General features: G+C 57.5%; 27 protein-coding genes and 1 tRNA gene. 14 read left to right on the top strand and 14 right to left on the bottom strand.

The genetic code is table 11. The annotated features are described in order from the left end of the window. Nucleotides 1–365 precede the first annotated feature (365 nt). Nucleotides 366–1,262 carry a hypothetical protein gene (locus YBN1229_RS12505; protein WP_076605414.1) on the top strand — a complete coding sequence of 299 codons (897 nt, stop codon included), beginning with the start codon at nucleotides 366–368 and terminating at the stop codon, nucleotides 1,260–1,262. A gap of 104 nt (nucleotides 1,263–1,366) precedes the next feature. On the opposite strand, the gene YBN1229_RS12500 is transcribed toward YBN1229_RS12505, so the two are convergent. Next, on the bottom strand, nucleotides 1,367–1,606 hold the full coding sequence (locus YBN1229_RS12500; RefSeq protein ID WP_046479033.1) for a DUF4145 domain-containing protein: 240 nt from the start codon (nucleotides 1,604–1,606) through the stop codon (nucleotides 1,367–1,369). Between the two features lie 600 nt (nucleotides 1,607–2,206). Here YBN1229_RS12500 and YBN1229_RS12495 point away from each other — a divergent pair. After that, nucleotides 2,207–2,857 carry an outer membrane protein gene (locus tag YBN1229_RS12495; RefSeq protein ID WP_052743917.1) on the top strand — a complete coding sequence of 217 codons (651 nt, stop codon included), beginning with the start codon at nucleotides 2,207–2,209 and terminating at the stop codon, nucleotides 2,855–2,857. A gap of 207 nt (nucleotides 2,858–3,064) precedes the next feature. Here the strand turns inward: YBN1229_RS12495 and YBN1229_RS12490 are convergent, their stop codons facing one another. Together YBN1229_RS12490 and YBN1229_RS12485 are read right to left on the bottom strand one after the other, a co-directional pair. Continuing rightward, nucleotides 3,065–4,381: a tyrosine-type recombinase/integrase gene (locus YBN1229_RS12490; RefSeq protein WP_046479034.1), complete on the bottom strand. Its 1,317-nt coding sequence runs from the start codon at nucleotides 4,379–4,381 to the stop codon at nucleotides 3,065–3,067. A 117-nt stretch (nucleotides 4,382–4,498) separates the two neighbouring features. Then, nucleotides 4,499–4,590: transfer RNA gene (locus YBN1229_RS12485), tRNA-Ser, on the bottom strand. A 224-nt stretch (nucleotides 4,591–4,814) separates the two neighbouring features. Here YBN1229_RS12485 and YBN1229_RS12480 point away from each other — a divergent pair. After that, a complete protein-coding gene (locus tag YBN1229_RS12480; protein ID WP_046500850.1) occupies nucleotides 4,815–5,447 on the top strand; it encodes a hypothetical protein in 633 nt (210 codons plus the stop codon). Nucleotides 5,448–5,475: 28 nt separating this feature from the next. On the opposite strand, the gene YBN1229_RS12475 is transcribed toward YBN1229_RS12480, so the two are convergent. Further along, complete coding sequence (locus YBN1229_RS12475; RefSeq protein ID WP_052743916.1) at nucleotides 5,476–5,757, bottom strand: hypothetical protein; 282 nt, start codon at nucleotides 5,755–5,757, stop codon at nucleotides 5,476–5,478. 469 nt (nucleotides 5,758–6,226) lie between these two features. On the opposite strand from YBN1229_RS12475, the gene YBN1229_RS12470 reads away from it, so the two are divergent. Then, complete coding sequence (locus YBN1229_RS12470; RefSeq protein WP_046479036.1) at nucleotides 6,227–6,547, top strand: hypothetical protein; 321 nt, start codon at nucleotides 6,227–6,229, stop codon at nucleotides 6,545–6,547. Between the two features lie 84 nt (nucleotides 6,548–6,631). On the opposite strand, the gene YBN1229_RS12465 is transcribed toward YBN1229_RS12470, so the two are convergent. Both YBN1229_RS12465 and YBN1229_RS12460 read right to left on the bottom strand, forming a co-directional pair. After that, on the bottom strand, nucleotides 6,632–8,194 hold the full coding sequence (locus YBN1229_RS12465; RefSeq protein WP_046479037.1) for an ArnT family glycosyltransferase: 1,563 nt from the start codon (nucleotides 8,192–8,194) through the stop codon (nucleotides 6,632–6,634). Nucleotides 8,195–8,214: 20 nt separating this feature from the next. After that, nucleotides 8,215–9,189 carry a quinone oxidoreductase family protein gene (locus YBN1229_RS12460; protein WP_046479038.1) on the bottom strand — a complete coding sequence of 325 codons (975 nt, stop codon included), beginning with the start codon at nucleotides 9,187–9,189 and terminating at the stop codon, nucleotides 8,215–8,217. A 161-nt stretch (nucleotides 9,190–9,350) separates the two neighbouring features. On the opposite strand from YBN1229_RS12460, the gene YBN1229_RS12455 reads away from it, so the two are divergent. Both YBN1229_RS12455 and YBN1229_RS12450 read left to right on the top strand, forming a co-directional pair. Continuing rightward, the gene (locus YBN1229_RS12455) at nucleotides 9,351–9,797 is read left to right on the top strand and encodes a hypothetical protein (RefSeq protein WP_244464935.1); all 447 of its coding nucleotides are present in this window, start codon (nucleotides 9,351–9,353) and stop codon (nucleotides 9,795–9,797) included. A gap of 59 nt (nucleotides 9,798–9,856) precedes the next feature. After that, nucleotides 9,857–10,531: a hypothetical protein gene (locus YBN1229_RS12450; protein ID WP_046479040.1), complete on the top strand. Its 675-nt coding sequence runs from the start codon at nucleotides 9,857–9,859 to the stop codon at nucleotides 10,529–10,531. 75 nt (nucleotides 10,532–10,606) lie between these two features. On the opposite strand, the gene YBN1229_RS12445 is transcribed toward YBN1229_RS12450, so the two are convergent. From YBN1229_RS12445 to YBN1229_RS12430, 4 genes are all read right to left on the bottom strand, one after another. Then, complete coding sequence (locus YBN1229_RS12445) at nucleotides 10,607–11,143, bottom strand: CoA-binding protein (protein WP_046479041.1); 537 nt, start codon at nucleotides 11,141–11,143, stop codon at nucleotides 10,607–10,609. Continuing rightward, nucleotides 11,140–11,583 carry a VOC family protein gene (locus tag YBN1229_RS12440; protein WP_046480617.1) on the bottom strand — a complete coding sequence of 148 codons (444 nt, stop codon included), beginning with the start codon at nucleotides 11,581–11,583 and terminating at the stop codon, nucleotides 11,140–11,142. Before YBN1229_RS12440 ends, YBN1229_RS12445 begins: the two co-directional genes overlap by 4 nt. Before the next feature lie 5 nt (nucleotides 11,584–11,588). Continuing rightward, nucleotides 11,589–12,431, bottom strand: coding sequence for an enoyl-CoA hydratase (locus tag YBN1229_RS12435; protein WP_046479042.1), 843 nt, complete (start codon nucleotides 12,429–12,431; stop codon nucleotides 11,589–11,591). Between the two features lie 134 nt (nucleotides 12,432–12,565). Continuing rightward, on the bottom strand, nucleotides 12,566–13,105 hold the full coding sequence (locus tag YBN1229_RS12430) for a hypothetical protein (RefSeq protein ID WP_052743915.1): 540 nt from the start codon (nucleotides 13,103–13,105) through the stop codon (nucleotides 12,566–12,568). A gap of 533 nt (nucleotides 13,106–13,638) precedes the next feature. Here YBN1229_RS12430 and rplM point away from each other — a divergent pair. The 4 genes from rplM (at nucleotide 13,639) to argC (ending at nucleotide 16,632) form a co-directional block, all read left to right on the top strand. Further along, nucleotides 13,639–14,115: a 50S ribosomal protein L13 gene (gene rplM / locus YBN1229_RS12425; protein WP_046479043.1), complete on the top strand. Its 477-nt coding sequence runs from the start codon at nucleotides 13,639–13,641 to the stop codon at nucleotides 14,113–14,115. After that, nucleotides 14,108–14,587: a 30S ribosomal protein S9 gene (rpsI, locus tag YBN1229_RS12420; protein ID WP_046479044.1), complete on the top strand. Its 480-nt coding sequence runs from the start codon at nucleotides 14,108–14,110 to the stop codon at nucleotides 14,585–14,587. Before rplM ends, rpsI begins: the two co-directional genes overlap by 8 nt. A 232-nt stretch (nucleotides 14,588–14,819) precedes the next feature. After that, nucleotides 14,820–15,596, top strand: a complete 777-nt coding sequence (locus tag YBN1229_RS12415; RefSeq protein WP_046479045.1) for a TerC family protein — start codon at nucleotides 14,820–14,822, stop codon at nucleotides 15,594–15,596. 106 nt (nucleotides 15,597–15,702) lie between these two features. After that, nucleotides 15,703–16,632, top strand: a complete 930-nt coding sequence (argC, locus tag YBN1229_RS12410; RefSeq protein ID WP_046479046.1) for an N-acetyl-gamma-glutamyl-phosphate reductase — start codon at nucleotides 15,703–15,705, stop codon at nucleotides 16,630–16,632. A gap of 61 nt (nucleotides 16,633–16,693) precedes the next feature. On the opposite strand, the gene YBN1229_RS12405 is transcribed toward argC, so the two are convergent. Both YBN1229_RS12405 and YBN1229_RS12400 read right to left on the bottom strand, forming a co-directional pair. Then, nucleotides 16,694–16,999 (bottom strand): hypothetical protein, encoded by a 306-nt coding sequence (locus YBN1229_RS12405; protein ID WP_046479047.1) that lies wholly within the window; start codon nucleotides 16,997–16,999, stop codon nucleotides 16,694–16,696. Between the two features lie 200 nt (nucleotides 17,000–17,199). After that, nucleotides 17,200–18,309, bottom strand: coding sequence for a COX15/CtaA family protein (locus tag YBN1229_RS12400; protein ID WP_046479048.1), 1,110 nt, complete (start codon nucleotides 18,307–18,309; stop codon nucleotides 17,200–17,202). 137 nt (nucleotides 18,310–18,446) lie between these two features. Between YBN1229_RS12400 and YBN1229_RS12395 the strand changes: the two genes are divergently transcribed. Then, nucleotides 18,447–18,674, top strand: coding sequence for a DUF2842 domain-containing protein (locus tag YBN1229_RS12395; protein ID WP_046479049.1), 228 nt, complete (start codon nucleotides 18,447–18,449; stop codon nucleotides 18,672–18,674). 8 nt (nucleotides 18,675–18,682) lie between these two features. Here the strand turns inward: YBN1229_RS12395 and YBN1229_RS12390 are convergent, their stop codons facing one another. Further along, nucleotides 18,683–19,759, bottom strand: a complete 1,077-nt coding sequence (locus YBN1229_RS12390) for a polysaccharide deacetylase family protein (RefSeq protein WP_046479050.1) — start codon at nucleotides 19,757–19,759, stop codon at nucleotides 18,683–18,685. 108 nt (nucleotides 19,760–19,867) lie between these two features. Continuing rightward, nucleotides 19,868–22,057, bottom strand: a complete 2,190-nt coding sequence (locus YBN1229_RS12385) for a GumC family protein (protein ID WP_046479051.1) — start codon at nucleotides 22,055–22,057, stop codon at nucleotides 19,868–19,870. Nucleotides 22,058–22,222: 165 nt separating this feature from the next. Here YBN1229_RS12385 and YBN1229_RS12380 point away from each other — a divergent pair, with 165 nt between their 5' ends. The 3 genes from YBN1229_RS12380 (at nucleotide 22,223) to YBN1229_RS12370 (ending at nucleotide 25,714) form a co-directional block, all read left to right on the top strand. Then, the gene (locus YBN1229_RS12380) at nucleotides 22,223–22,885 is read left to right on the top strand and encodes a polysaccharide biosynthesis/export family protein (protein ID WP_046479052.1); all 663 of its coding nucleotides are present in this window, start codon (nucleotides 22,223–22,225) and stop codon (nucleotides 22,883–22,885) included. 33 nt (nucleotides 22,886–22,918) lie between these two features. After that, the gene (locus YBN1229_RS12375; protein ID WP_076605343.1) at nucleotides 22,919–24,112 is read left to right on the top strand and encodes a glycosyltransferase family 4 protein; all 1,194 of its coding nucleotides are present in this window, start codon (nucleotides 22,919–22,921) and stop codon (nucleotides 24,110–24,112) included. Between the two features lie 99 nt (nucleotides 24,113–24,211). Then, a complete protein-coding gene (locus YBN1229_RS12370) occupies nucleotides 24,212–25,714 on the top strand; it encodes an undecaprenyl-phosphate glucose phosphotransferase (RefSeq protein WP_046479053.1) in 1,503 nt (500 codons plus the stop codon). The last annotated feature ends 24 nt before the right edge of the window (nucleotides 25,715–25,738 follow it).

Here is a 25,738-nt window from a genome sequence, read left to right as displayed (position 1 = left end):
GGAAATAGGTCCGGACTCGTGCGGCTAACCGGCGCCTGTTTCGGCCGCCGACGCAGAAGCAATAGAACATGCAATTCTCACAACGAAATGCCAGTGCTTGCCCGTCGCGCCTAGAATAATGAGGCTGCACCTCAACATATATGCTGTCAATTAAATTCCATTCTCAATTTTTTTACACCAATGAATTGGATTAGCGCATTTGAATTAGACTTAATTCCTCCAGAGTTTATGGGGGAATTTTTGCGAAAAATATCGTTTCGAGCGCACAGTAATGACCAAACAACAATTTCCGCCATCGAATCTGTTATCTGTTTGAGGTTATGACGCTAGAGATATTTGTGATGGTCTGGCCCGAGGAGGGCATCATGAAGAGTCAATGTCTGTCTGCCTCGGGTGGCGCTATTGCTCTCCTGCTCGCCTCGACTGCGCTTCCTTGTGTAGCGCGGTCCGGCGATCTCGCGACGGTGACAGAGCCGCCCGCCTCCAACAGCCGCTGGCAACTCAGCGCCACGCCCTATGGATGGTTCACCTGGTTGAAAGGCGACCAAACTGTAAAGGGTCGAACGGTCGACGTTGACGTCAATCCAATTGAACTCCTGGAGCACTTGGATGGGGTACCTTTCATGGGCTACATGGAAGCGCGCAAGGGTAGGCTCGCCTTTTACGGTGATATCGTCTACGCGCCCCTCAACCTTGGCACCGATGGCGTGCGGTCTCGCAGCATCAACCCCGCCATCAGCGGCACGCTCAGCGCTTCCGTCGGCTTGAGCATCGATCAAACCATTGTCGAGGCCGGTGGCACTTACGAAGTGGCAAAATGGCAATCCAGTGCCGGCACCACAGCAATCGATATCCTAGCCGGCGCCCGCTACTGGCATCAGGAAGCCGACCTCAGGCTGTCTTTGAACGGAAGTTTGGATATTGCCGACCTCTCCCTTGTCCGAGGTGCAGCCCTTGCACGCAGCGGCGGCGTCGACTGGGTCGATCCGGTCGTCGGCACAGTCATGCGGCACAATTTGGGGCCAGGGCAGGATCTGGTCTTGCGCGGGGATATCGGCGGTTTTGGCGCAGGCAGCAAGTTCTCGTGGAATGTGCTCGCCGCTTACAGCTTCGAGATTTGCTCCGAAGGAGGCGTCACCTATTCCGGCGTCCTCGGCTATCGATTGCTCGACGTCGACTATGAGAAAGGGTCAGGGCGCACGAAATACGAATACGACGTCCTGCAGCATGGACCTATCTCAGGGCTCTCGGTGGCTTTTTGAAACATTCCCGCCGAATATCTTAGTCGCGCCAGACGACCTAGCTCGCACGACTTCTGCTCAAGCGCTACTGATGTAACCCGGCATATGAGCCCCGTAGTCCTTGGCTAGGGGGCGACGTTGGCAGCGTTCTTTCGTGATTGCCGCCGCGCGAACTTTGCAGGCATCGTAAATACGTACTGAAGAAACGCGTCGACAAACTCAGCAATTTCGTCGACGTCTTCTTTTGCGAGTTCCGCGGCGTCATGCGCCGCGTCGTTACCGACTATTCTAATTTCGTCCGCCCATTTCGCGACATCGGCCGGGATATGGCTAGACGTCGTCAAGGCCGCTATGCGCTGTTGCAATGATGGGAAGGAGCCTCACGTTTTGTCGGATCCGGATAGATGGCGTAGATGTACCAACCGGACGTCGTGACGACGTCCACATCCCCCCTTAACCAATTGGAGTTACCGGAGCTTCCCCGTTCATGTTCAGAATGACGCAAGTGGGCTCATTGCAGGGAGGCAGATCGTGAAAACGATCACTCGCTGGTTCGTGCCACGCCGTTCAGACAGTGCTCTGGCCCGAAGCGGAACGGGGTCAGCGAGACAATGCGGACATTGGGTTGTCAGAACCGACATTGACGCAATCCTGTTGGGATACAAATAGGCTCACTCAAAATCCGCCACCATAATACTTGTTCAAAATCAATGCTCTGCAAGAAATAGATGGCGTGCCGAGAACGATGAAACGGAGAACTACGTGTACGCTATTTCCCTCCAGAACCCTCCAAAATAGCGGTGACAACACACGGGGTGGGCGGAATATAGCTGCGGGCATCGACGAAGGTATCCCTACTGGCGCGGCGGCCTCACCGTTAGAGTTTCTTAACTCTCTTTACGGATGGTTCTCCGAACGTGTTTGCGTCCACATTCGTTCATTCTGAGCATCTTGAGGGGCCCAACATGCTAAGAGCGCTCGCCATCGGTTTTGTCTTGGCTTCATCTGCGGGCAATGTATGTGCGGCCGAGCTGCTCAGGGCCCCGAACTACGATTGGAGCGGACCTTACATTGGTGCGCATGTCGGCAAGGCTTGGGGCGAGACCGGCAACTCGTGGCGCAATACGGTCATTACTGACTGGCAGCCCGATGGAGACATCTCCTACGACGGTACGGCCTCAGGTTTGCACCTGGGCTATCTGTGGCAGCGCGGCTCACTTGTATATGGCATCGAAGGCGACATTACTTGGTCCTCGTTGAACGGCGACGACAGCCAGTTTGCAGGTTTGGTCAACGCGCTGGAGATGGGCTACGTCGGCACCTTCAGGGCCCGGCTCGGATTTTCCCACAGTAACGCACTGATTTACGCGACAGGCGGCGTCGCGTTAGGCGAGATCGAAAAGAAAGACCTAACCCTCGGTTCATCCAACTCAAATGACGCTGTTGGTTGGGCAATGGGAGGCGGTCTTGAGTATGCCTTGTGGGATAGATTGCGAGTGCGCGTTGAGTATCAGTACGTCGACTTTGGCAGTGTCGTTTCCAGCCTTGGTTACGATCATCGGGCAGATGACATAAATATTCAGTCAGTGCGCGGCGGCATAAGCTACGGCTTTTGAATGCCTTGAGCGGCGGCACCTCTTCGCCTGTCTGGACTGCAAAGCGAGCAGATCGCCGTGAGCGGCGATACTCCGAGCTTGTCGCTTTCTGCGGTCGTGACGCCACGCATAGGCGTCTTCCAACGTGAACGTGCCATAGTATCTGCCCTTCGTCCGTGCTCGTCACTTAGCCGAAGATCCTGGCCGGTTCAACCTAGCGGATGCTCATCACAGGCTCGTTGGCGGCGCGAATGCAATTCGATCAAGCCATCCTTGCAGGTGCTCCAGCGTCGGCCCCTTGCCATACTTCGGGCGCTGGTGCTTGTGACCCATTAAGGTCGCAATAATCTTGTCGGGCGGATCAAGTGCCGTTAGCCGATCCTCGAAACTATGCCGCAATGAGTAGAGCGAGTGCGCTGGCGTCGGCCGCATGCCGTGGTTTCTAAAGAACTTGTTGATGTTCGCTGATAGCGTCGCGCCCTTATCGAAGTAGCGGGGAAATCCTTTCGGTTGAAGCTTCATCGCCTCCAGGGCGCAGCCCATGAGAGGCATCACTCGTTCGCTGTCGTTCGTCTTGAGCTTCCGGCCTTCCGGCTTGATCTCCAGATGCGGCACGTCTGCATCGAGGTGGATGTGGCTGGGTCGGAGGTTCACGATCTCGCTTGGGCGCAAGCCGGTATTCGCCATAACAAAAACCACGCGCCGGGCTTCGGGGTGAAGCGCGTCGAGCGCCCCGTCAGCCAAGATCACCTCCTGAATAAACTCCGGATCAAAGGGAGCACGCGGCACCGTCTTCTCGCCTTCCAGGCGTAGCTTGGCGAATACATCCAGCGGAATGCCGATCTGCTGCGCGTTCTCTAACGTGCGCAGCATCTTTCCGATGTGGCCGAATTGTTTGTTTGCGGTGCCGATCTCGGCCTTACCGTTGATGACGCGCTCGCGCCAATGGTCACGAAAAGCGAGCGCATCGGCGCGAGTAAGCGCTGTGACGTTCTTGTCTCCGACGATCTTAATGAGGTCGTTGACGGCGCGGTTCTTGGGGTTCCGCCAGCGTTTGAGCTGATCCGGTGAGAGGGCTTTCAGGCTCGCCGCTCGCTCTTTTTCAAATGCCGCGACTAGCCTGCTCAGTGTCAACGGAGGCGGTGAGACAACGCCAACGACGGCGTCGTAAACCGCTGAGCTGGGCTTCGGCTTGAACCTCTTGATGAGGGCCACACGCTTTTTAATTTCGATGGGACCGGCTTGCGCGAGTTCCGACTTTTCAATGTAGCGAATGCCGAGTTGATGAGCGGTGCGACGTGCGCGTTCGTACCGCTCTTCATGGTTCGGCTCGCGCCCTTGCTCTAATTCCCTCCAGCCTTGTTCAAGCACCTCGTTGAGGTGCGCGACCACCTGCGCGGCACGGATGCCGCGTGGATCATCCACAACTGGAATGCGCGTCGTGAGATAGACGAAACTTCTGGTGTCTAGGTGGCGATATTTCTTTGGAACTCTGCGGATCAGATACCAGATCCCGCCACGGTTGAACGGCTTCGGGGGTCGCATGATGTACCGCAAATGTTATGCAAGATGTTATGCAGTTTACGGTATTACACTGCCGAACCGTTGGCAATTTTTTGGATTTTTATCCTGCACACTCAATGTCTTAGGTGTCAGGGTTCCTGGCGGAGACGGAGGGATTCGAACCCTCGATACGCCGTTGAGCGTATAACGATTTAGCAAACCGCCGCCTTCAGCCACTCGGCCACGTCTCCGGAGGTCGAAGGCATCCGTATAGTTGGGCGACTCGGCGATTGCAACCCGCCTGATAGATATCTTGTTCGAAGGCCTCGCCGGACCTGCTCTTTCGCGCTAGGCTGAGGCCGGGCACCAGGACTTTGAATGCAGGTTTCAACCCAATAAAGCACATGCGATGTACGGATCAGCACACGTTATAGTTCTGCGTTTTTGGCTGTGCCGCCGGTGGGCGTGGTCAATTATGGTGCTTGCCATTTTATCGAGCGCTGCTCTCCCCGCGGCCGCAGAGGAGCAGTGTGTTACTTGCGAAGAGCCGTTTGCGGTCTACCGCTGCGCGTTCGATCCGCAAAGCTCCCTCTCGATGACCGCTTCTGCGGCCCCCTTGGTTTGTGCCAAGGAGTTGGCGCAACGCGGCGGGCATGCGCGATGCAGCATCAGGCGCAACGCGTCTGGCCCCTGCGAGGGAGAACTTGTGGTTGTGGCCCCCTCTGCGGATACTCAGATGCCGGTTGCACCGCCCGCGAACGTCGTAGTGCCCGGAACTGTGCCGCCCGCTATAGGCACTGGCCAGAAGGACCCCAAGCTTGCGCCCATAAAGCCAATCGAACCGGCCGCGGCACCGGAAGATGCGTCTCAGGACGTTCCATCCAAGCAAGAAGAGGCCGAAGCAGAGCCAAAGGGGCCTCCAAAGACGGTGGAGGAGCTTGCGAAGCGCACGGCCAAGTCGTCCAAGAAAGGCCTTGAGGACGCAGGCGATGCGGTCGTTGGCGTTGCAAAAAAAACTGGCGAGAAACTGGGTGAAGCCGGTGATGCCATTGGCGGCGCCGCCAAATCGACATGGCGCTGCCTGTCATCATTCTTTTCAGACTGCTAGCCAGCGCCTCTCCAGGACGGCCAGACGCTTACTGGCGCGCCAGCCACGCGCGCGCTTGGCGCTGTGCCTCGGCAATCTCGCTCCGCGTCATCTCCATCGCGACTTCGCTGCGATAGATGCGTGCTTCGCGATTGCCGCGAAGCGCAGCAATATTGAACCACTTGTGCGCCTGGATCAGATCGATGTTCCGGCCGCTGCTGTACCTCAAGCCACGCGCAAAATAATCCGGCGTCTCAGCTTCCCAACCGATCGAGACCAACGCAATGGCGTCCGTTGAGATGTCCTCGAAATAGATTTCTTCCCTAAGCATTTGTGCTCTCGCTATCTGCTCTAGTGCCCCTCGAAAAACGCTTGCAGGAGCCGTTGTCAGTAATGCCGGGAGATCCTCCTTGAAGGACCGCCCCTCCCGGTACTGATGATGTCGCCGAAGAAATGATAACTGGTAAACGCCAAGCAGCTTTATCCATTTGAATGCGCAGGAAAATTGTTGATCAACGAGTCCTTGTTGTTCCGCCTTGGGACGAATGTTTCAGAGCGTTCCGCAAGATAAGATTTTCTTCACAGACAGCCCATGCCAATTGGCAACGGTTCAAACCCGGAACCTGGGGTGCGGCAATTCGCGCCATCTATTCGCCACAAAGTCAGAGTGGGCGCGGCGCTCAGCGACCTGTTGTGTCAAATGATCCGTTCAGCGCCAATTCATACGAGATTGTTTACTACTTGCGTCAGCTCTGGAACGCTTTACCTTGGCGAAACGGTCGGTGGGGAATGCGGGCCGCATGGGACAACTGCCAGCGAATTGGCGTCAGCTAGAGGGGGGCAATCTCGTGATTTTGCGTGCGTTTTCGACGACGACTGCCGCCGTTTTCTACTGCCTGTTGGGGCAAACCGCATTGGCGACACCTCTCGAGACGGGCAGCATTCGTCAAGCCGTGTCTGTCGACATCCTCGACGGCACTGATGCTTCGCCGTCCAAAGACTACGATGTCGCAGATCTTGTCCCGCGGAAAACGCTCGCCGGCAAGATTCTCGCTGCGATCGCTCTGGAACGGGTTACCGGCCGGAAGCCTGATCCGAGCCGTTTTTCAGAACTCAACTGAACCGTTTCCTTGCCTGCGCGCTGACCGTACAGCGCGCTCCTCTCACGGTCAGTTCCTTCGTTCCCGCTATCTGTCGCAGCTTCCTTATGGTACATCGTTAATTATCAAAAGCTTCCATTCGGTGGTTCGGTAGCCGTCCTCCCGCCACAGATGGTGCCACGGCACCGTCAGGGTGTCCGCTTCATCGACTGATCGTCCCTCCGGCAGCATCCGTCCCATGAACGTGTGAGCCTGCTTTTGTGGAATGTTGGCGCCCCACACGTAGGCTCGGGAGCCGCGCGACCAGTCGGCGCCTTCCGGCGTAAACGTGGGGTAGCGGCGCGTTACAATCATCGCTTCGGGGAATTGCGAACGCAGGTTGCCCGCCAGTTCGTCATCTATGCTGATGATCGTTCCCTTGGGATCGAAGCCACGGTCCTGCATGCTTTGAGCAAGAGTTGAATACGGGATACCCCAGCGGCAGGTTTTACACACCGGATCGAGGATGAACATGTTGGCCATACGCGCGACAAAGGCGATCACGGCGATCAGGATCGCCAAGCGCGTGAAGCGCTTCACGTGCAACGGCGTGCCTGAGGCTCGCCGCGCGACGCCAAAGAGCCAAATCGTGCTCGTTATATAAAGCGGCATCAGAACGTGGACCGCCAGCCCATGGATTGCGAACGCGAGCGCTCCCACAATCGAAAGCGCGTAAGCGACCAGTGCCGTATGCAATATCCACTGTTCGAGATCGGGGGGATCTGACTTGGTCGGCGCACGGCCTAAGTCCACCCACGCGGTCGGCAAGTACCGCGGAAAAATCAGCGGCAGAATAATTATCAATGGCGAGAGGTAGGCGAGCGGGCCTCGCAGTGCATCTACGAAGCCATCAAGCGCATACTTCCAGTTGTATGGATCTGCGTTCGTCAGCCAGCGCAAGCGCCGCGGATCTGAAAGCAGCCACCAAAGATAGGGTGATGCAATTGCCACCGCGATGACCAGCGAAAGCAAAAGGGGCGCGCGGAATAGTCGTCGGCGCAGTCCCGGCTGCAGCGAAGCGGCGAGGCAGAGGCTCGCCAAAAACACCGTGTAGGCAGGCTCGGTGAGAAAGCCCAAGCCTGCGATCACGCCCAGCAGGATGAAGTTACCGATCCCGCCGTCCTCAGCGATGCGCAGAAACACCCACAGCGTCGCAGTGACCGCGACCATAGCGCCGACTTCGTGGGTGAAGCCTTCGTGGAACCGCCAGCTGATCTGATAGATCAACGCCAGCGACTCGACAGTCAGGATCGCAAAGAGACGGTCTTTAAATACACGCAGCGCGGATAGATACAGAAAGCCTGCCGTCGCTATGAGTGCGGTGTACTTGATAAGCAGGAAGCTCTCGATGTGCGGGCCCATGACCTGCTGCACACCCCAGAGCACCCAGTCGTATAGCGGTGGCTGGCGCGGGAAGGCGTCGTACCCAGCCTGGAGATTTTGGACGAGGATGTTGTCGACTACGTCATCTTCGCCGAGCACGTTGGACGCCAGAAGCCGGAAGCCGACATGCAGGAACGAGTAGGTGAGGACAGCGAATAAAACCAGCGCCAATCCTTGAAGCGCCCGCCGGTCCTGTTGCACGCCAACGTTTGCCGCGTTGGCCTGAGCTTCTTGCGATTGTGCCAACGAGGTCTCCCCGAACGAATTTAAGGTACCAGAACTGTAGAGCCGGTCGTTTTTCGCGCTTCGAGATCACGATGCGCGTCGGCCGCTGCGCTCAGCGGGTAGGTTTGATTGACGTTGATCTTGACGTGCCCCGCCGTCACGACGTCGAACAGGTCGTTCGCACAGGCTTCAAGATCTTCGCGCGTCGAAGTGTAGGCGAACAATGATGGGCGCGTGGCAAAGAGAGAACCCTTTTGACCGAGCAAGCCGATGTCAAAGCCGGTCACAGGACCGGAGGCGTTGCCGAAGCTCACCCACATGCCGCGCGGGCGAAGGCAGTCGAGCGATGCAGGGAAGGTATCCTTGCCGACTCCGTCATAGACGACATCGCAGCCGCGCCCATCCGTGATTTCCTTCACGCGATCCACAAAATTCTCGGTGCGGTAGTTGATGACGTGCGTGCAGCCGTGCGCTTTGGCCAGTTCGGCCTTCTCGTGCGACCCGACCGTTCCTATTATGGTGGCACCGAGATACTTTGCCCACTGACATGCAATAAGCCCAACACCACCCGCCGCGGCATGGAACAAAAGGGTGGTATCGGCGTCGACCGGGAACGTCATCCGCAGCAGATAGCGCGCAGTCATCCCCTGCAGCATCATGGCGGCGGCCGTCTGGTCGTCGATGGTATCAGGCACCTTCACAACGCGGTTCGCCGGGATCACGCGCTCCTCCGCATAAGAGCCCATAGGATTGGCGTAGGCCACCCGATCTCCGACCTTCAGTCCCGCGACATTGGGACCGATCGCAGTCACTTCACCTGCTCCTTCCATGCCAATAACGGCAGGCAGGTCGCCCACGGGGTACAACCCGGTGCGATGGTAGGTATCGATGTAGTTGAGACCGACGGCGGTATGGCGGATGCGGACCTGTCCGTCACCGGGCTCACCAACGTCGACGGCTTCCCACTTCAATTCTTCCGGGCCGCCGTAGGCGTGAATTCGGATTGCATGGACCATCGCTCAACTCCGCTAGGGTGTGAACAAGTGCTGAGAAACGGCTCCGCCAAAATTGGCTGGCCGGACGGATCGACGCTTTTGAGTTACACTCCCGCCACGCACATGCCTTGACCGCGCCATTCCCGCCTTCTATGGGCTCGTGCTCAGCTTCACAAGGGGCGATGATGGCAGCATTGTGTTCGACCATGGGCTCGGCGAGATTTCTATTGGCTGGCATCGTACTGCTGGCGATGGCTGGCTGCGCGGGGCAAGGGCCGGGCGTGAGCTCTCCGACGGCAGGCTTATCCTGCGTCGATGACTCGCCTGATTGCGTCGCCAAGCGGCAAGCAACTCTGGAACATTTCAAGAAGGACGATCAGCGGGCCTGGATTGGGCAGTCGGCGACGCCGGAAGCCTATGCGTCAGGCGTGAGATTGTTCGCCTACAGCCAAAAGAAAAAGCAACTGTCGTGCGATGAGCTCAAGCGGGGCAAGATAGAGGCCGATGCGGCGCCACGGATCTTGCAAGGTGCCAGCGACAAGCTCTCGCTCAATCAGATCTCGCGCGGCAAGATGCTGGCGCATGAAGTCTCGCGGGAACTGGGCCGCGAGATTAAGAGAAGGTGTTGAGGGTAGAATCCCCCGCAGGCAGACGATCCACCTCATTTAATGTTCCGGTTACTCGAACAATGCAACGCGACGAAATTGACTCGCCCCAAATTATCGATGCAATCGAATGCTGTGGCTACCGCAGGACTGGGCGCAGACGTTTCCTTGCAAATTGGAGCACAAAATTAGTCAAGCAGAAATTACTCTTGAACGTGGGTCGTGTTCCCGTACTAACGCTTGGCCACAGTATTTCCAATAAAGAAGTTTTCGATTTTTCAGCCCGAGCGCTGCATAAATTCGGTGGAAACATATATAAGAATAGTCGCCCGCAAAAATACTCTCTAGAAAAAGGATACATGCAATTTTCCTTACTGGAAGATCATGGAAAATGGCCTCTTTCCATATATCTCGCTGACGCAACCGTAGATACCCTCGCCGCCACTTTAGAACGAAAAATCAAGACAGAACTGTCAATTGAGGCGAGGGCGATCACGAACATACAAAATTTATATCTGGCACTCGTGGCCGACGTTGAACCCTTTAGCTGGGCCAGAGTTCATGGTGGCTTACGAGCCGCTCAAGTTGCCGCCCTTGGGTGTCGACTTGGTTTGAGCGAAAAGGAAATTATTTCCGCCGTGGCGCCAATGCAGAAATACATATCTTCGGGTATATCGCGCGAAATTGACGACAGGCCTCTTCAATTTGTGAAGGACTGCGTGCGCTATTGGCACAGAGAAGATGACTTCCAACAGTAAGGAACTACAGAATAGCCTTGCACCTTCTTTGCCTTTGCCCCACGAACCGATGCCGCTGGTGCCTTTGTAGCGTTCCTAATCCCCCTCCCTCAACACATGGCTCTGGACGCCGAATTTCGACAGCTTCGGCCGGCGGCTGGAGATGGTGCGGGAATTGACGCCAGCCCAGGCAATCTCGCCTGACAGGCGGCCGTATTCGATCTTGGGGCAACGGTTCATCACGACCTGCAAGCCTGCTGCCTCTGCTTCCGCAGCGGCGGTGTCGTTGCGTACACCCAGCTGCATCCAAATCACTTTGATGCCGAGCCTGTCTTTCTCCGCGATGGCCTGCCGCGTGACGTCTAGCGCATCGTCAGAATTGCGGAAGATATCGATGACATCCACCGGCGCGGGCAGATCCGCGATCGTCGTGTAGGCGAGGCGGCCCAGGATCTCTTTGCCGGCTTGGCCCGGATTGACCGGGTGAACAATGTACCCCTTGCCCAGCAGATACTTCATTGCGAAGTAGCTAGGCCGGCTTTTATTGGCGCTCGCGCCGACGAAGGCAAAGACCCGAGCCGCGGCAAGAATGCCCTCGATGTAGTCATCCGAATAGTGTTCGTCGTGATTCATGGCGCTTTCTTCGGTTTCGGTAGCTGCATGCGGCCGTTTTCATCCAGGGGACACAATGGATTGTAGGCGACTTCCCAAAGATGCCCATCGGGATCAGCGAAATAACCGGAATAGCCGCCCCAGAACACTTTGCGCGCGGGCTTGATGATCGTTGCCCCGCAGCTTTCGGCGTGCCGGAGAGCTTCGTCGACCTCGCCTTCGCTGGAGAGATTTATCGCAAGACTTACACCGCGGAAGCCTGCACCGTCATGCGGCACACCGGCATCCTCGGCCAGATCCTCCCGGCCGAAGACGGCCAACACGGAGCCCTCGAGTTGGAAGAAAGCAACCGACTCCTCCTCGATCCCCGCCGCCTCGAAACCCAGCCGTTCGTAGAAGGCCCGCGCTTGGGCGACATCGGCGACGCCCAGCGTCACCAGCGTCAGTCGCTTCGGCAGCATGCCGCTTAGCATCCCTGCCAGGTTGGCGGGCGCTTCTCGAGGAATGCACCGATTCCTTCTTTCGCGTCGGCGGTCATCATGTTGCGGACCATGACGTCGGCTGCGTAGTCGTAGGCTTCCGGTAAGGACATTTCGATCTGGCGATAGAAAGCCTCCTTGCCGATCGCAACGGTGGCCGAAGACTTGGCCGCGATGCGCCGCGCCATATCGAGGGCTGTCGTCATGACATGCTCGATGGGAACGGCTTGGTTGACTAGGCCATAGTCAGCAGCCTCGGTGGCCGGCAACATCTCGCCCAGTAGCAGCATTTCCATGGCGCGCTTGCGCGGCACGTTGCGAGATAGAGCGACCATGGGTGTCGAGCAGAACAAACCGATGTTGACGCCGGGCGTGCAGAACTGCGCTTCGCGCGCGGCGACCGCCAAATCACAAGTAGCCACGAGTTGGCATCCCGCTGCGGTCGCTGTCGCGTGCACGGCGGCGATCACCGGCTTGGGGCAAGCAACAATTGTGAGCATCATGTCGGCGCAGGCTCGCATCGTCTTTTCATAGAAGGCGCGGCCGCCGTCGGGATCGTTGCGGTGGCTTGTTAATTCTTTGAGATCGTGTCCGGCACAAAAGGCTGGTCCTTCCGCCGTCAGAACGATCGCACGGACATCGGCATCGGTACCGAGCGTCTTAAATGCTGTCGTCAACTCGGCGAGCATCTCCAAGGATAAGGAATTGCGCGCCTTCGGGCGGTTCATCCGCAATATCGCAATTCCTGTTTCGGGCTTCTCGACAACGAGAAGAGATGACGTCTCGCCAGTTGCTGCGTCAGTAACGCTGGTCGAAGCGGTGTTTTGCATGCTGGCCTCCTTCACGCATTTTAGTACAGCGTTTCAGCATTTAAATTCCAACGAAAAGCGCCGGTCCTGCGAGAACCGGCGTTTCCGAAATCCCGATCCTTGCGCGGATCTAAGTGTCCGCGCGGATCTTGAGGCTATTCGAGCGACTTCTCGATTTCCTTGCGGTGCTTTTTCACCAGATCAACGTTACCGGGATATTTCAGCTCAGGCGTCGCCGCGATCGCGTCCTCGATTTCCTTGATCATATCTTTCTTTTCTTCCTCAACCAGCTTCTTGTCCGCTTTCACCTCAGCAAGCTCAGCGTCGAGCTGCTTGCGAGGATCGGAATACTCGCCAGTCTCGTCGTCAATACCGGCTAAAACGAGGGCAATGTTCGCAGCAACGTCATCAAGTTCCTCGTAGTCCTTGAAGCCGTGCTTGGCCGCGATAGCATCCAGCTCTTTCTCAAGCTTTTCATCAACGGCTGCGTTATCGCCCTTGGCATCTTCTGCAGGCGCTTCCGTGTTTGTGTCGACCTTCGCCAAGTCTCCTTGTGCCGCGATGAATTTCGAGATTTGTTCTTCCGTCAGCTCAATCTGCTGGAATTCCTGCGCCGTTGCCGCCGTGGCAAGGGTTGCGCAGGCCACAAATACCGACATTGCCATCGTTCGAATGATCGAATTGACTTGCGGCATACGCCTTCCTCCAAAAAGTTCTGCCGCACCGTCCGGCGGCATTTTTTCCCATGATCACCTCGGCCGTAAGCCAAGGTCTGCCTACATCACTCATCGACGTCGGCAGGAGACGGGGTGATGTCCCGAGTCCTGCAACCGCTGAACGCGGCTCCGGGTTCGGACCCGTCGCTTTTTTTGTTTGGAACATGTTTGCGGCAGCCGCAAGTCAGCTTACGTGCAATCCCGTCATCCTCGCTGGCTTACTTTAGTCTCTCTGTCTGCGGGGTTAGTGGCCGCGGGACACGATTGAAATTGTTCGCAGCTCAAATGTATAAGGTATCTTTATACCACAGCATGACGGTATCATGATACCTCAAACCCAAGGCATTGTATTTTCGTCATTTCTCTTGGTTCACATACCATTTTAGATTGACATGAAGCTATGATTCACGTAGTAAACGCGCATCATACAGGCGTTTCGTGCGCCCGATGCGCATGGTCCTTGGGCCATGCGCTTTGTTTTTCAACATTCCGACAGGCAGGAGTTCTGCCCCATGAAAACCTTCGTCGCCAAACCCGGCGAGGTGGACAAAAAATGGATCGTGATTGATGCGGAAGGCCTCGTCGTCGGCCGTCTCGCGGTCCTCATCGCCACCCGTCTCAAAGGCAAGCACAAAGCGCTCTACACACCGCACATCGATTGCGGCGATAACGTTATCGTCGTCAATGCCGATAAGGTTGTGTTCACGGGACGCAAGTTCGAAGACAAGCGCTACTACTGGCACACCGGCTATCCCGGTGGCATCAAGCAGCGCAGCCCTCGCCAGATCCTTGAAGGCCGCTTCCCGGAGCGCGTTATTGAGAAGGCGGTCGAGCGCATGCTGGCGCGCGGTCCGCTTCAGCGCAAGCTCATGCGTAACCTCAAAGTCTACAAGGGTGCGACCCATCCACATGAGGCGCAGAACCCGGAAATTCTGGATGTTGCAAAACTTAGCCGCAAGAACGCGAGGGCTTTGACGCACAATGGCTGAAGAAACAAAAACCCTCGAAGATCTCGGCGCTCTAGCGACGGCTGGCGCGAGCGAGACACCCGTTCACGTGCAGAAGCTCGACCAGTATGGCCGCGCTTATGCGACCGGCAAGCGCAAGGACGCCGTCGCGCGCGTCTGGTTGAAGCCGGGTCGCGGGCTGATCACCGTCAACGACAAAGACTTCAAGGCCTATTTCGCACGGCCGGTGCTGCAGATGCTGCTTCAGCAGCCTATCAATGCCGCCGAGCGGGCTGATCAGTACGACATCATGGTTACAGTGATGGGCGGCGGGCTTTCCGGTCAGGCTGGTGCTGTTCGGCACGGCATTGCCAAGGCGCTGACCTACTACGAGCCGGAACTGCGCACCGTGCTTAAGCGCGGCGGATTCCTGACGCGTGATAGCCGTACCGTTGAACGTAAGAAGTATGGTCGTGCGAAAGCTCGCCGTAGCTTCCAGTTCTCGAAGCGCTAGCGAGCCCCTCCAAAGAGGGGTTCTCAGACTGGCATACGAAGGTCACAGTTTTGTATGCGTGGAGCATTTTTGCCACACGCTCTTACACTGAGGTAAATGAACTCACAAATGTGCCCCAGCGCGGCTCCGCATAGCAGAGCTGCGCTGGAACGGCCGGTGGGTTGCCAGCACCTTGTATTGGCGCGGTACCGGTAACGGAGGGCCCAATGATGCAATCGAGGTGCTTTAAAAGATGGACTTTCTACTTAACGTAGATCCAATCGCAATTGCGCAGTTTATCGGCGTTGAGTTCTCGCATCTGGTGTCACCTCAGTGGTACCGGGAGAACTACGCGGCCCTGTTGCAGATCATTATGATCGACGTCGTGCTGGCGGGAGATAACGCCATCATCGTCGGCTTGGCCGCCTCACGTGTCGCGCCGGACATCCGAGGACGGGTGATCTTCTGGGGCATCGCGGGCGCCGTTGTTCTCCGAATTCTGTTTGCATCCGTCACGACCCAGATTCTCGCGATCGTCGGCCTGACGCTGGCGGGTGGCATTCTTCTCCTTTGGGTCTGCTGGAAGATGTACCGGCAGATTACCGGCGGAGAAGAGCACAACATCGACGAGATCGAGAAAAATCTCGATGCGAAGAGCACCACTGGTCCGCCCGTCAGCTTCTGGGCTGCTGTTTCGCAGATCATTGTCGCTGACATTTCCATGTCGCTCGACAACGTTCTCGCGGTTGCAGGTGCTGCGAAGGGCGAGCCGCTGGTTCTTGTTGTTGGTCTTGCGGTCGCGATCGTCTTGATGGCGCTTGCTGCTCATTTCATCGCCAGACTTCTGGTCCGCTACCCCTGGATTACCTGGATTGGTCTGCTGATCATCGTTTATGTTTCGTTGGACATGATCTATAGGGGCTCGCACGAGATTACCTGTGAGGTGTTCAATTTCGGCTGCAGCTTAGATCTGTTCAGTGCAATTCTGCACCGATTGGGCCTTGGGCCAGGCGTTAGCGGAACACCATAGGCAAACTGATTGATCGGTTACGTTTAGAAGTCATCCGTGGCGTATCCAGTGCAAGCTGGATACGCCATTTCCACACCACCTATTTCTCGGGATCTTTTTGCAGGATATGGCCAAGCAGCCGAAAGTCTTCATAGACGGTGAAGCTGGCACCACGGGTCTCCAGATCCGCGAGCGGCTCAGCGACGGTATCGATGTCGAAGTCATCAGCATTGCGCCAGAGAAGCGCAAAGACGCTGAAGCACGTCTCGACATGATGCGCGCTGCCGATGTCATTATCCTATGCCTGCCAGACGATGCTGCGCGTGAAGCCGTGTCGCTGGCAGATAATCTTGGAGACAATGCGCCCCGCATTATCGACGCCTCCAGCGCACACCGGACGGCTGACGATTGGACCTACGGTTTCGCGGAACTTGTCGGCGGGCACGCTGATCAAATTCAGAATGCTCGACGGGTGACGAACCCCGGCTGCTATCCGACAGGCGGTATCGCGCTGATCCGCCCCCTGGTCGACGCCGGGCTTATCCCTTCCGACTTTGGCATTAGCGTCAACGCTGTCTCGGGGTATTCCGGCGGCGGGCGGTCTATGATCGAAGCCTATGAAGCAGGCACGGCCGAGCCGTTCGAGCTTTATGGCCTTGGCCTATCGCACAAACACGTCCCTGAATTGATGCGGTATTCCGGCCTGACGCGCCGGCCGATCTTTGTACCGTCGGTTGGAAATTTCCGGCAGGGCATGCTCGTAAGCATCCCTCTCCATCTCGATCTGCTTCCGGGCAAACCGAGCCTGCGCGATCTCGAACTCGCTCTCACCAAGCATTATGACGGCAGCACGATCGTTTCCGTGGTGCATGAGCCGCTTGAAACGGTTGGCCAGCGCATTGGTGCGGTTGCACTCAATGGAACAGACAAGATTGAGTTGTTCGTGTTCGGCAGTGAGACGCAGAAGCAGGCCGTTCTTCTGGCGCGTTTAGACAACCTCGGCAAAGGTGCGGCGGGTGCTGCCGTTCAAAACCTGAAGCTCATGTTCGGTCTGTAGACTGTAATCCGCCTTAAGCGCGGGACGACAGTCGCGGCGGCAACCATCGCTCGTACTTTGTTCAATACAGGCGGGCGTAGAGCGTCGCCGTGTGCGTTGGGCGCATCCGCGATGTATCGACGTAGCGTGAAAGCTCACGCAAGCGCCGACGCGTGAGAGCGAAATGAACCTGGCTGCGCTGGCATTGGAAAACGCCCGCGCAATTTGGCTTCGGAACAAATGAGAGACGGTAGTGCTTCGGCATGAAAGCGCAGGCGCTCTTGCCCGATGTCAACGTCCAACAGATCATGTCGCGATTATAACCGGCGGACACCGATACCGACATTGCGGCGAGCAAAACAGCCGCAAGGACAAATACAATACGCATGTACAAATGCCTCCCGAGACGCGGCAACGAAAGCTTTTCCGCACTCGTCTTAACGGGAGGTGGGGGCAGGCACCAGTAACAGGGCCTCATTCATCAGCATATCCTGCAACGGGCGCTGCAAATGAGGCACAGTTTCAATCACTCACCGCAGTTTTCTTTGGCCCGCGGTGAGCAAACCTCTCCCGAAGATTACGCGTCAATCATTGCGCGTTGGTCCGAGTCATATTGTGGAGATGCCAAACGCAGGCCACGACGACAATCGCCGCTCCAGCCTGATGCAGCAATCCTAGCGAGATCGGAATATGCCCCGCTACGCCGGCTTCCAACAGGGTCCAGATTCCAAGTCCCGCTTGGCAGAGGAGCGCAATTACGAAGAGCCGTGACGACGCAATGATCCGTTCGTCGTCCTCACTCAATGCCAATCGGATCGCCTGATACCCTGCCAAAACGAGCAGGAGATACGCCAATGTGCGATGGATGAATTGCACTGTGGTGACGTTTTCGACGACGTTCATGTACCAGGGGCTGAGCGTACCCAGGCCATTCGGGATCAGCCGACCATCCATGAGCGGCCAAGTATTGTACGTCATGCCGGCGTTCATACCTGCCACGAATGCGCCAATGATCACCTGAACCAGTAGGAGTGCACCCATGGTGTACGCTAAGCGTCGTTGACCGGATGTCACTGTTTGAAGGCGGATGCGATCCGTGTCGCCAAGTGTGGACAGGTCGAGTACAAGCCACGTTAGAAGCGCGAGAATAACAAGCGCGGTCGTAAGGTGGAGTGCGAGCCGGTAGTGGCTGACATCAATCCGTTCCACGAGACCGGATTGAACCATGTACCAGCCGAAGAAACCTTGCAGTGCTCCCAACGCCAACAGACCCCAAAGCTTTGGCACGAGGACCGGGCGAAGGCGTCCCGTCAGCCAGAACAAGATCAGCGGGAGCGCAAACACCACGCCGATGAAGCGACCGAGGAAGCGATGGGACCATTCCCACCAATAGATGAACTTGAACTCGGCAAGAGACATGCCGTGGTTCAAGAGCTCGTATTGCGGGATCTGCTGGTACTTCGCGAAGGCATCCGCCCAATCTGCGTCATTGAGCGGCGGAATGGCGCCGAGCAGTGGCAGCCATTCGGTGATAGAAAGACCGGAGTCTGTGAGCCGTGTCGCACCGCCGACAACGATCATGGCAAATACGAGGAGCGCAACCACGATCAGCCATAGGCGCACAGCCCGATCAGAAGCCGGAATGGCTTCATGAGCTGGACGCGCGCCAATATTTGACAGGGCTGAGCGTTGCGTCATTGATCATCCTCCACAAGTCGCTAGCCTTTTGTTATGAGGCGGCACCTGCAAGATCAACGCACCAAAGGCCGCAGGCTCGTCGTCACCGGTCAAATGCCAGTGAGACGGCGCCCTCAACGCATATATGGAACGTTTTTATGACTAGCCGAACGCGGAAGCTGATCGGGGCAATCGTCTTACTCGTGTTTCTCGCGATCTACGCCTTATTGGCGCTTGCCGTCGCTATCGTTCTTCAGGTCAACACTACGAGCAAGTTTGTCGAACTCGCATTCTACGTCATCGCAGGATTGATCTGGGTTATCCCGGCTGCGTTTATCGTCTCGTGGATGTCTCGTTCGGACGATGATCTGAAGGCCGGCAACTAACGTTAAGGTTAAGCCCGGCGCCGGAAGGTCCCGATGCTCGATGCCTGCCGCGCTGCGTCGATTAGAGCGAAGGGGAGACCGGACAAGAGCGTCCGGACAAAACCGATCTCCTGGTAGTCGCCATTTAGCGAAACTCGGGGCAAAGCGGTCAGCTGCGTCGCGTGGCTCGCGTGGATGAGACCCTTGCGCGTGGTTACCGCAGTCAACATTCCCAGCTCACGCGCCAGATCAAACTCACGTTGACCCGCCGCGGCGTCGTTTCCGTAAGGGTAGCTAAAGTGGCGGCAGGGTCGGTCGAGTTCACTCTCGATCCGGGCGATGCTGCCCGCCATTTCGCGGCGTGCACGCTCGATGGGTAATTTTGCCAGAGCGTAGTGACCGGTTGTATGGGCTCCGATCGTCACCAACGGATCGGCTGCGAATTCGCGCAATTCGTCCCATGACATGACAAGGTTACGACACAGGCCTGCGGGATCATAGCCTGCGCGCTCAGCCAAGCCCGCTACAATGCTTCGTGCATCATCTTCTGCGACAGCACGGAGAGCCCAATACAGCTTGTGGAACGCTGCGTTTTTCTCAGCGTCAGTGCGTGTGGCCAACGCAAAGGTTCGACCATCGATGTCGCATCGCACCGAGGCAGCTTTACGGATGGCGCTTTCCAGGACGAGCCACCACAAGTCGCCCTTTCCATCGGCGAAGTCTTCCGGCACGTAAACGGCCATGGGAAGGTTGCGCGACTTGAAGATGGGATAGGCGAGATCCCGATTATCACGATATCCGTCGTCGAATGTGAAGCACACGAACGGTGGAGCGCCTTCGTGTTCCGAGATGCGGGCGGGGACCTCATCCAAAGAGATGATGTCGTAACCCCATTCGCGAACCTGATCGACAACGGCTTCCAGAAATTCCGGCGTTAAAGAGAGAATGCGATTTGGCGCAAAGCCTTCACCAGTATCGGGCGTTACCCGATGCAGCATAAAGATTGCGCCGATACCGCCGGTGAGCGGCTCAGCGAGGCTGTCCGTGCGCGTTGTCCGCAACGTCCGCAACGCAGCTTGGAGGAGCTTTGTGTTGGTACGGCTCATATGCTTTTCCCGGCTCTTTGAGAGCGCACACCATGGCCCAGAAAATCAATCTGCACAGTGATTAATGCCAAACTCATAAGAAGAAAACCCGCTTCTCATCACAAAGCCTCAGGCGATGCTCGCGGCGCGCAGCGCTTGGTTCCATCGCTTCTCCGCCTTACCGCCGCGGCCCTCCACCACCTCTGTCTCATAACGCAAGAGTTCGATGTCGCTCACGGTGAAGCCCAGAAATGTTCCGTGCTCAGAGAATGCGGTGCGCCTCGTCTCCGCGTTGTCCATAATTATCGCGATATCGAAACGCCCCTGTATCGTTTCGAAAATGGCCCGCGCGGCCTGCGCGCGTGCGACGACGAGGATCTGGTCATATGCCTCATCCAGGGCATCGAGGATCATGTTGAGCTGATCGGCGTCGACGTTTCCGTCCGATGCATTCACTGCGCCGCAGGCGATGATATGTACGCCGCTATCCGGCAAACTGCGCACAACATCGCTGAACGTCACGGCCCCGCTGATCAACTCTGTAAACCCCGGCGCGTGTGACATCTGGAACGCGTCCGCTAATCCATCGCCATCGAAGCTGCCGTCGATAATGAGGGTTTGGGCTCCAGCTTCTGTCATAGCGTTCGCTGCATCACGCACAACGGCCACCGTCGTCGCTGGGTCGGCGTGACTTGCCAGGATCGTCCGCTGTCCTGTCCTCGCTGTTCCGGCGCTATGGACAAGATGTTCGGCCAGTGCATCTGGGGAGCGGAATGCAGGCGCCAAGTCGGCTGCCTCGGCTGTTTCCGGATTTGGCCTTGGGAGAGGTGGCGGACTAGCTTCGACGGGTACTGGATCGGACGCGGCGACCACGGCGATTTCCTCACGCAACCGACGCTCGCTCTCGTCACCTTTACGCGCACCTGCCGCGAGGCCAGCCGTAATAACGATGGCCGTTCCGAGGAGAAGTGTGCCGACCATTACCAGGACGGTGTACGGCACCTTGCGTGGAAAGACGGGGACACTCGAAGGCCGTGCCAACGCGATGATCTGAGCTTCAACCGGAACGACCCCGCCGTCGGCCCGGGCACGGTTGGCTTCGAATTGTGCTTGCAGCCGCTCGAGTTCGCCGCGCTTTGCCGCGGCCCTGGCCTCGAGTTGCCGCAGCTCGACATTGTCGGCGCCGCTGTCTGCGACTTCGATTTTGACGGCGTCCAGACGTTTACGGATCGCGGCTTCCTGCTCTGCAGCGATGAACGCCTCACGGTCGAGGCCCGCTACCAGATTAGCGACCTCGGCTGATATTTGCTGTTTCACCGCGTTCAGGTCAGCGTTGAGTTGGCGGATCACTGGATGGGCCGGCTTCATTGTTGCCGAGAGCTTCAGAAGATCGCGCTCAACCGTCACCCGTTGTTGAATGAGATTCTGAATGATCGGAGAAGCTTGGACTTCCGGGATGGCCTCGGGTGCCCGTTTTGACAGCAGCTGCCGCGCCGCCTTCGCCCGTGTCTGAGCCGCAGACGTCGTTGCACTTGCCCTAGTCAGCTCGGATGCGATGTCACCAAGTTGCTGCTCATTCAGCGGCGTCTGCTGCGCGCCACTCCGCAGCAAGCCGGCTTTGGCCCGGAAGTTTGCGACCTCGGATTCGGCCTTGCTAACTTCCTCGCTGAGAGCATCGATCCTTGGAGCCAGCGACTTTTGGACGGTGTCCGTTTCGGCGACCGTCGCTTGCGCCAATTCCTCGCGATAGGTCTCAGCAACAGTGTTGGCGACCTTGGCCGCTAGCCCCGGATCAACCGAGGTGAACTGTATGTTGATCACGCGGCTTTCCGCCGGGCTGTAAACGTCCAGCCGACTGAAGAACTCTTTTAAAGCTTCATCTTCGTCGGAGATTCCAGGACGACTACCGCCAAGACCAACCAGACGCATAACGGTATCGAGGGAATCTACCGGCCCCAACGAAGCGTTGAACTCTCTGCGGCTGTCGAGTTGCAGCTCCTTGATGACCCTCGCTGCGAGATTGCTCGAGAGCAGCGCATGGACGTGCGTGTTCACCGCTTCCTTGTCCATGCGTGAGGGTAAGGTGTCGAGGCCAGCAGTTGGATTGTTGGGATTGCTGAACGGATTGGCCGTTCCCTTGGCGACAATCGCCATCTCCGCCTGCGAGGTGTAGCGCGGTGCCATCATTGACAGCACGACATAAGTGAGGATCCCGGCGGCAAGCGTCAGCACAAGCAGCTTCGGCATGGCGCGACGCAGGGTCGCCCATAAGGCCATCAGGTCAATATCGTCTGGGGAGGCGAAGCTCTTGTCACGCATGCGGTATCCATCGGGCGATTAACGTCCAATACGTCAACGGGATTAGACCGTGCGTGAGTAAGCAATCTCTTAACCGTTCAGAAATTGCACATGAGGTGAGTCTTTCTTAACCCGGTGCGGGCTACACCCGAGCTAAACGAGTTTTATTCGACAAGGTGACAAGTGATGTCGTTGCGTCTTTCCTGTGTGCCAATGGCTTTTGCACTGCTGCTTGGCGGCTGTGCCAGCGGTCATGGCCCAGCGCCTTTCGGCGAGGACGTGCGCGCAGCTATCAGTGAGCCCGACGCCCGAGTTGAGTATGTCACTTGGGGCGAACCGACTGTTCAGCCCGGTGATTTTGCCGGTCCGCAAGCCGTTGCTGACAGCGACGGGCCTTACCTGCTCGATACCGGCGATCGATTGCGTATCTTTGTCTATGGCCAGCCAAATCTTTCGCGGATTTACGTTGTGGACCATGCCGGACGGATTTCGGTGCCACTGATCGGCAACGTCAGCGCTCGGGGGTTGACCACCGACGGCCTTACGCGGGTGATCACACGCCGGCTTGGTGCCGAATACGTGCGCGACCCGCAGGTCACGGTCGATCTGCAGCAGAACCGGCCGTTCTTTATTCTGGGCGAGGTCCGGAACGCAGGTCAGTTTCCGTACGTATCGGGCATGACCGTCGAGACGGCGATCGCGATTGCCGGCGGTTATAGCGAACGCGCAAGCACGCGCACGTTCCGTGTGACGCGTCGGATCAACGGCTTGGTCGAGCAGCTTGAGACATCCGCGGACTATGTCCTCAAGCCCGGCGACACCGTGTTCGTTTACGAGCGGTTTTTCTGAGGTTTGGAGAGCTAAAGCGTTTGAGGTGAAACAATGATGGGCTGGCCGTTACGTATCCTGCACATCCTACGCGCGCCCGTTGGCGGCCTATTCCGCCACGTCCGCGACCTCGCCCTTGAGCAGGCAGCCCTTGGTCACGAGGTCGGCGTTCTTGTTGACTCCACGAGTTGCGATGGGCTCACGGGTGACCGGCTCGTGTCACTCGAAGCGTCTCTCTCTCTTGGGCTGCATCGGACGCCCATGCCACGTTCGCCGGGACCGGGAGACCTTCCCGCTGTCCTTTTCACCCGTCGCCTCGCACGCAGCTTGGACGTCGACGTCTTACACGGACACGGCGCCAAGGGTGGACTCTATGCGCGCCTCGGCGGCCGCATCTTGCCATGGTCACGCCGCGCGCCTGTTCGGTTTTATACACCGCACGGTGGAAGTCTTCACTACTTCGGCGGCGGCCTGAAAGGCCGCGCGTACGTTTATACGGAGGCCGCCCTCGCACGGATGAGCGAAGGCGTCATTTTTGAAAGCGCCTTTGCGGAAAACATTTATACGCGCGGTGTCGCATCTGTCGGCGTCGCGCAGCGCGTCATCCCCAATGGCCTAAGCCCGGAAGACTTTGATGTTGTTGTCCCCCATGAGGATGCGGCCGAGTTTGTATTTGTCGGTGAGTTGCGCGACCTGAAGGGCGTTGACCTGCTCCTGCGCGCCCTCTCGCGGCTACGGTTTGCCAAACCGCCGCGTGCCGTGATTGCCGGCGACGGGCCGGATGCGATGCCGCTGCGTGCCCTTGCGCGCGAGCTTGGACTAGGCGCGCGGGTTTCGTTCACAGGAGCTCTCCCTGCGCGGCAAGCGTTCACGATGGGGCGCGCGCTTGTTATGCCGTCACGCGCTGAGAGTCTGCCTTATGTCGCCTTGGAAGCTGCCGCCGCGGGGTTGCCGCTGATCGCCAGCAATGTCGGCGGCATGCCCGAGATCGTTCGCGGAAGCGCCACACGCCTCGTAGCTCCAGATAACGTCGAGGCGTTGGCCTGCGCCATGGCGGCAACACTGGACGATATGGAAGATTCACGTAGCCGCGCAATCCAGCTACGCGGCCTCGTTGCTCAACGCTTCACCGTCGCCAAAATGACAGGTGCGGTTCTCGACTTCTATCGTGAACAATTGATACGCACGGCCATGTTCGATGTGCCAGGTCGAGTCGCGTTGTCAGATGATCTTTACCCTAATCGATAACGTTGACGCGGACTCCGGTATCAGCGGCTGCTATGGCACAATCACTGCTTGCCTTCAGGGCAGTTGTCCAAATTGGGACAATGCCCAGAAGAGAAGATCATGTCCAAGTCTGTTGCCCGCGTTTGCACCGATACACCAGTCACCACGCTCAAAGCGCCGCGTTTATGGGATTTTTCAGTAGACGCAAAGTCGCCGCTGATCTCCGCTAACGTTGTCAGCGATAGCGTCCGCTTCATCGAGTTCACGTTGTGCGCTCTGACGGGGCTCATTGTTGCAGCGGCATATGTCTCAGATTTGAACACCGCCATGCACGCGAGCTATCTGATCGCTGCTTTTGCGACAGCTGGTATCTCCATTTTAAGTTTTCACTACCTGGGTTTGTATCGAATTGACCGGTTGGTCGCCGGCGTCCGCAATTTGCCGCGTATCGCTTTGGGATGGATGGTTGCGTTTGCATTTCTTGCGGCTGGTTTGTTCTTCGCAAAGCTGGGTGGCGAATTTTCCCGCTTTTGGATGGCCGCTTGGTTTGTCGCCGGTGGCGCACTCCTTATTGCCGAACGGCTCGTTGTCGCTTCGCTCGCACAGAGCTGGCATCGTAGCGGCCGCCTTAGCCGTCGTGCCATTATTTACGGAACAGGTCCCGTTACGGAAGCGGCGATTGCTCAGCTTGAGGACGACCTGAATAGCGATATCCGGATCTGTGGTCTGTTTGATGAGCGCGGTGACGGTCGTGCGCCGTTGAGCACGAATGGCTATCCCCTGCTGGGTAAACTGCAAGATCTCGTGCAATTCACACGCTCGACAAGGGTTGACCTGATCATTGTTGCACTGCCGATCACGGCAGAGGCACGCATCGACCAACTCCTGACCGAGCTCTCTCAGCTTCCCGTCGATATCAAGATGCCGGCTGGCGCCTCGCGGCTGCGCTTTGCGCCGCACGCGTACTCGCGGATTGGCGACGTGGCCATGATCGACCTTATGGATAAACCGATTGCAGCCTGGGGCGGCATCGCGAAATCTGTGTTCGACAAGGTGATCGCCGTTGCGGCTCTTGTCGCCTTGGCCCCGGTCATGGCTGCGGTGGCAATCGCCATCAAGCTCGACAGCCGCGGCCCCGTGCTGTTCCGCCAGAAGCGCTATGGCTTCAACAACGAGTTGATCGAAGTTTTCAAGTTCCGCTCGATGTACACTGACCTTTGCGATGCGACAGCGAGCAAGCTCGTCACGAAGGGGGATCCGCGTGTTACCCGCGTCGGCCGCTTCATTCGCAAGTCGAGCCTTGATGAACTTCCGCAGCTGTTCAACGTGCTAAAGGGCGAGCTTTCGCTCGTCGGGCCGCGTCCCCATGCATTGTCTGCAAAGGCTGGGACCGAACTCTACGACGACGTCGTGAAGGGCTATTTTGCCCGACACAAAGTCAAACCGGGCATCACCGGATGGGCTCAGATCCATGGCTGGCGGGGTGAGACCGATACTGAGCTCAAGATCGTCAAGCGCGTCGAGCATGACATCTATTACATCGAGAACTGGTCGGTATTTTTGGACCTCTACATCCTCGCTAAGACGCCGTTTTCGCTTATCAAAACCGAAAACGCATACTGAGGATCTGGTTAGGTATTGTAGAGC

The sequence above is a fragment of the Candidatus Filomicrobium marinum genome (genome assembly GCF_000981545.1).
In the GTDB taxonomy this organism is placed as follows: Bacteria; Pseudomonadota; Alphaproteobacteria; order Rhizobiales; family Hyphomicrobiaceae; genus Filomicrobium; species Filomicrobium insigne.
The sequence above is the reverse complement of the archived record's forward strand: the minus strand, read 5'-3'. Positions and strand labels throughout refer to the sequence as shown.

Coding starts and splice junctions, on each gene's coding strand:
- YBN1229_RS12470 (WP_046479036.1), top strand. CDS start 6,227: ATGGGACAACTGCCAGCGAATTGGCGTCAGCTAGAGGGGGGCAATCTC.
- YBN1229_RS12445 (WP_046479041.1), bottom strand. CDS start 11,143: ATGAATCACGACGAACACTATTCGGATGACTACATCGAGGGCATTCTT.
- rpsI (WP_046479044.1), top strand. CDS start 14,108: ATGGCTGAAGAAACAAAAACCCTCGAAGATCTCGGCGCTCTAGCGACG.
- YBN1229_RS12450 (WP_046479040.1), top strand. CDS start 9,857: ATGCAACGCGACGAAATTGACTCGCCCCAAATTATCGATGCAATCGAA.
- YBN1229_RS12405 (WP_046479047.1), bottom strand. CDS start 16,999: ATGCGTATTGTATTTGTCCTTGCGGCTGTTTTGCTCGCCGCAATGTCG.
- YBN1229_RS12415 (WP_046479045.1), top strand. CDS start 14,820: ATGGACTTTCTACTTAACGTAGATCCAATCGCAATTGCGCAGTTTATC.
- YBN1229_RS12495 (WP_052743917.1), top strand. CDS start 2,207: ATGCTAAGAGCGCTCGCCATCGGTTTTGTCTTGGCTTCATCTGCGGGC.
- YBN1229_RS12475 (WP_052743916.1), bottom strand. CDS start 5,757: ATGCTTAGGGAAGAAATCTATTTCGAGGACATCTCAACGGACGCCATT.
- YBN1229_RS12490 (WP_046479034.1), bottom strand. CDS start 4,381: ATGCGACCCCCGAAGCCGTTCAACCGTGGCGGGATCTGGTATCTGATC.
- YBN1229_RS12375 (WP_076605343.1), top strand. CDS start 22,919: ATGATGGGCTGGCCGTTACGTATCCTGCACATCCTACGCGCGCCCGTT.
- YBN1229_RS12380 (WP_046479052.1), top strand. CDS start 22,223: ATGTCGTTGCGTCTTTCCTGTGTGCCAATGGCTTTTGCACTGCTGCTT.
- argC (WP_046479046.1), top strand. CDS start 15,703: ATGGCCAAGCAGCCGAAAGTCTTCATAGACGGTGAAGCTGGCACCACG.
- YBN1229_RS12430 (WP_052743915.1), bottom strand. CDS start 13,105: ATGCCGCAAGTCAATTCGATCATTCGAACGATGGCAATGTCGGTATTT.
- YBN1229_RS12455 (WP_244464935.1), top strand. CDS start 9,351: ATGATGGCAGCATTGTGTTCGACCATGGGCTCGGCGAGATTTCTATTG.
- YBN1229_RS12385 (WP_046479051.1), bottom strand. CDS start 22,057: ATGCGTGACAAGAGCTTCGCCTCCCCAGACGATATTGACCTGATGGCC.
- YBN1229_RS12460 (WP_046479038.1), bottom strand. CDS start 9,189: ATGGTCCATGCAATCCGAATTCACGCCTACGGCGGCCCGGAAGAATTG.
- YBN1229_RS12505 (WP_076605414.1), top strand. CDS start 366: ATGAAGAGTCAATGTCTGTCTGCCTCGGGTGGCGCTATTGCTCTCCTG.
- YBN1229_RS12435 (WP_046479042.1), bottom strand. CDS start 12,431: ATGCAAAACACCGCTTCGACCAGCGTTACTGACGCAGCAACTGGCGAG.
- YBN1229_RS12370 (WP_046479053.1), top strand. CDS start 24,212: ATGTCCAAGTCTGTTGCCCGCGTTTGCACCGATACACCAGTCACCACG.
- YBN1229_RS12480 (WP_046500850.1), top strand. CDS start 4,815: ATGGTGCTTGCCATTTTATCGAGCGCTGCTCTCCCCGCGGCCGCAGAG.
- YBN1229_RS12395 (WP_046479049.1), top strand. CDS start 18,447: ATGACTAGCCGAACGCGGAAGCTGATCGGGGCAATCGTCTTACTCGTG.
- rplM (WP_046479043.1), top strand. CDS start 13,639: ATGAAAACCTTCGTCGCCAAACCCGGCGAGGTGGACAAAAAATGGATC.
- YBN1229_RS12400 (WP_046479048.1), bottom strand. CDS start 18,309: ATGACGCAACGCTCAGCCCTGTCAAATATTGGCGCGCGTCCAGCTCAT.
- YBN1229_RS12440 (WP_046480617.1), bottom strand. CDS start 11,583: ATGCTGCCGAAGCGACTGACGCTGGTGACGCTGGGCGTCGCCGATGTC.
- YBN1229_RS12390 (WP_046479050.1), bottom strand. CDS start 19,759: ATGAGCCGTACCAACACAAAGCTCCTCCAAGCTGCGTTGCGGACGTTG.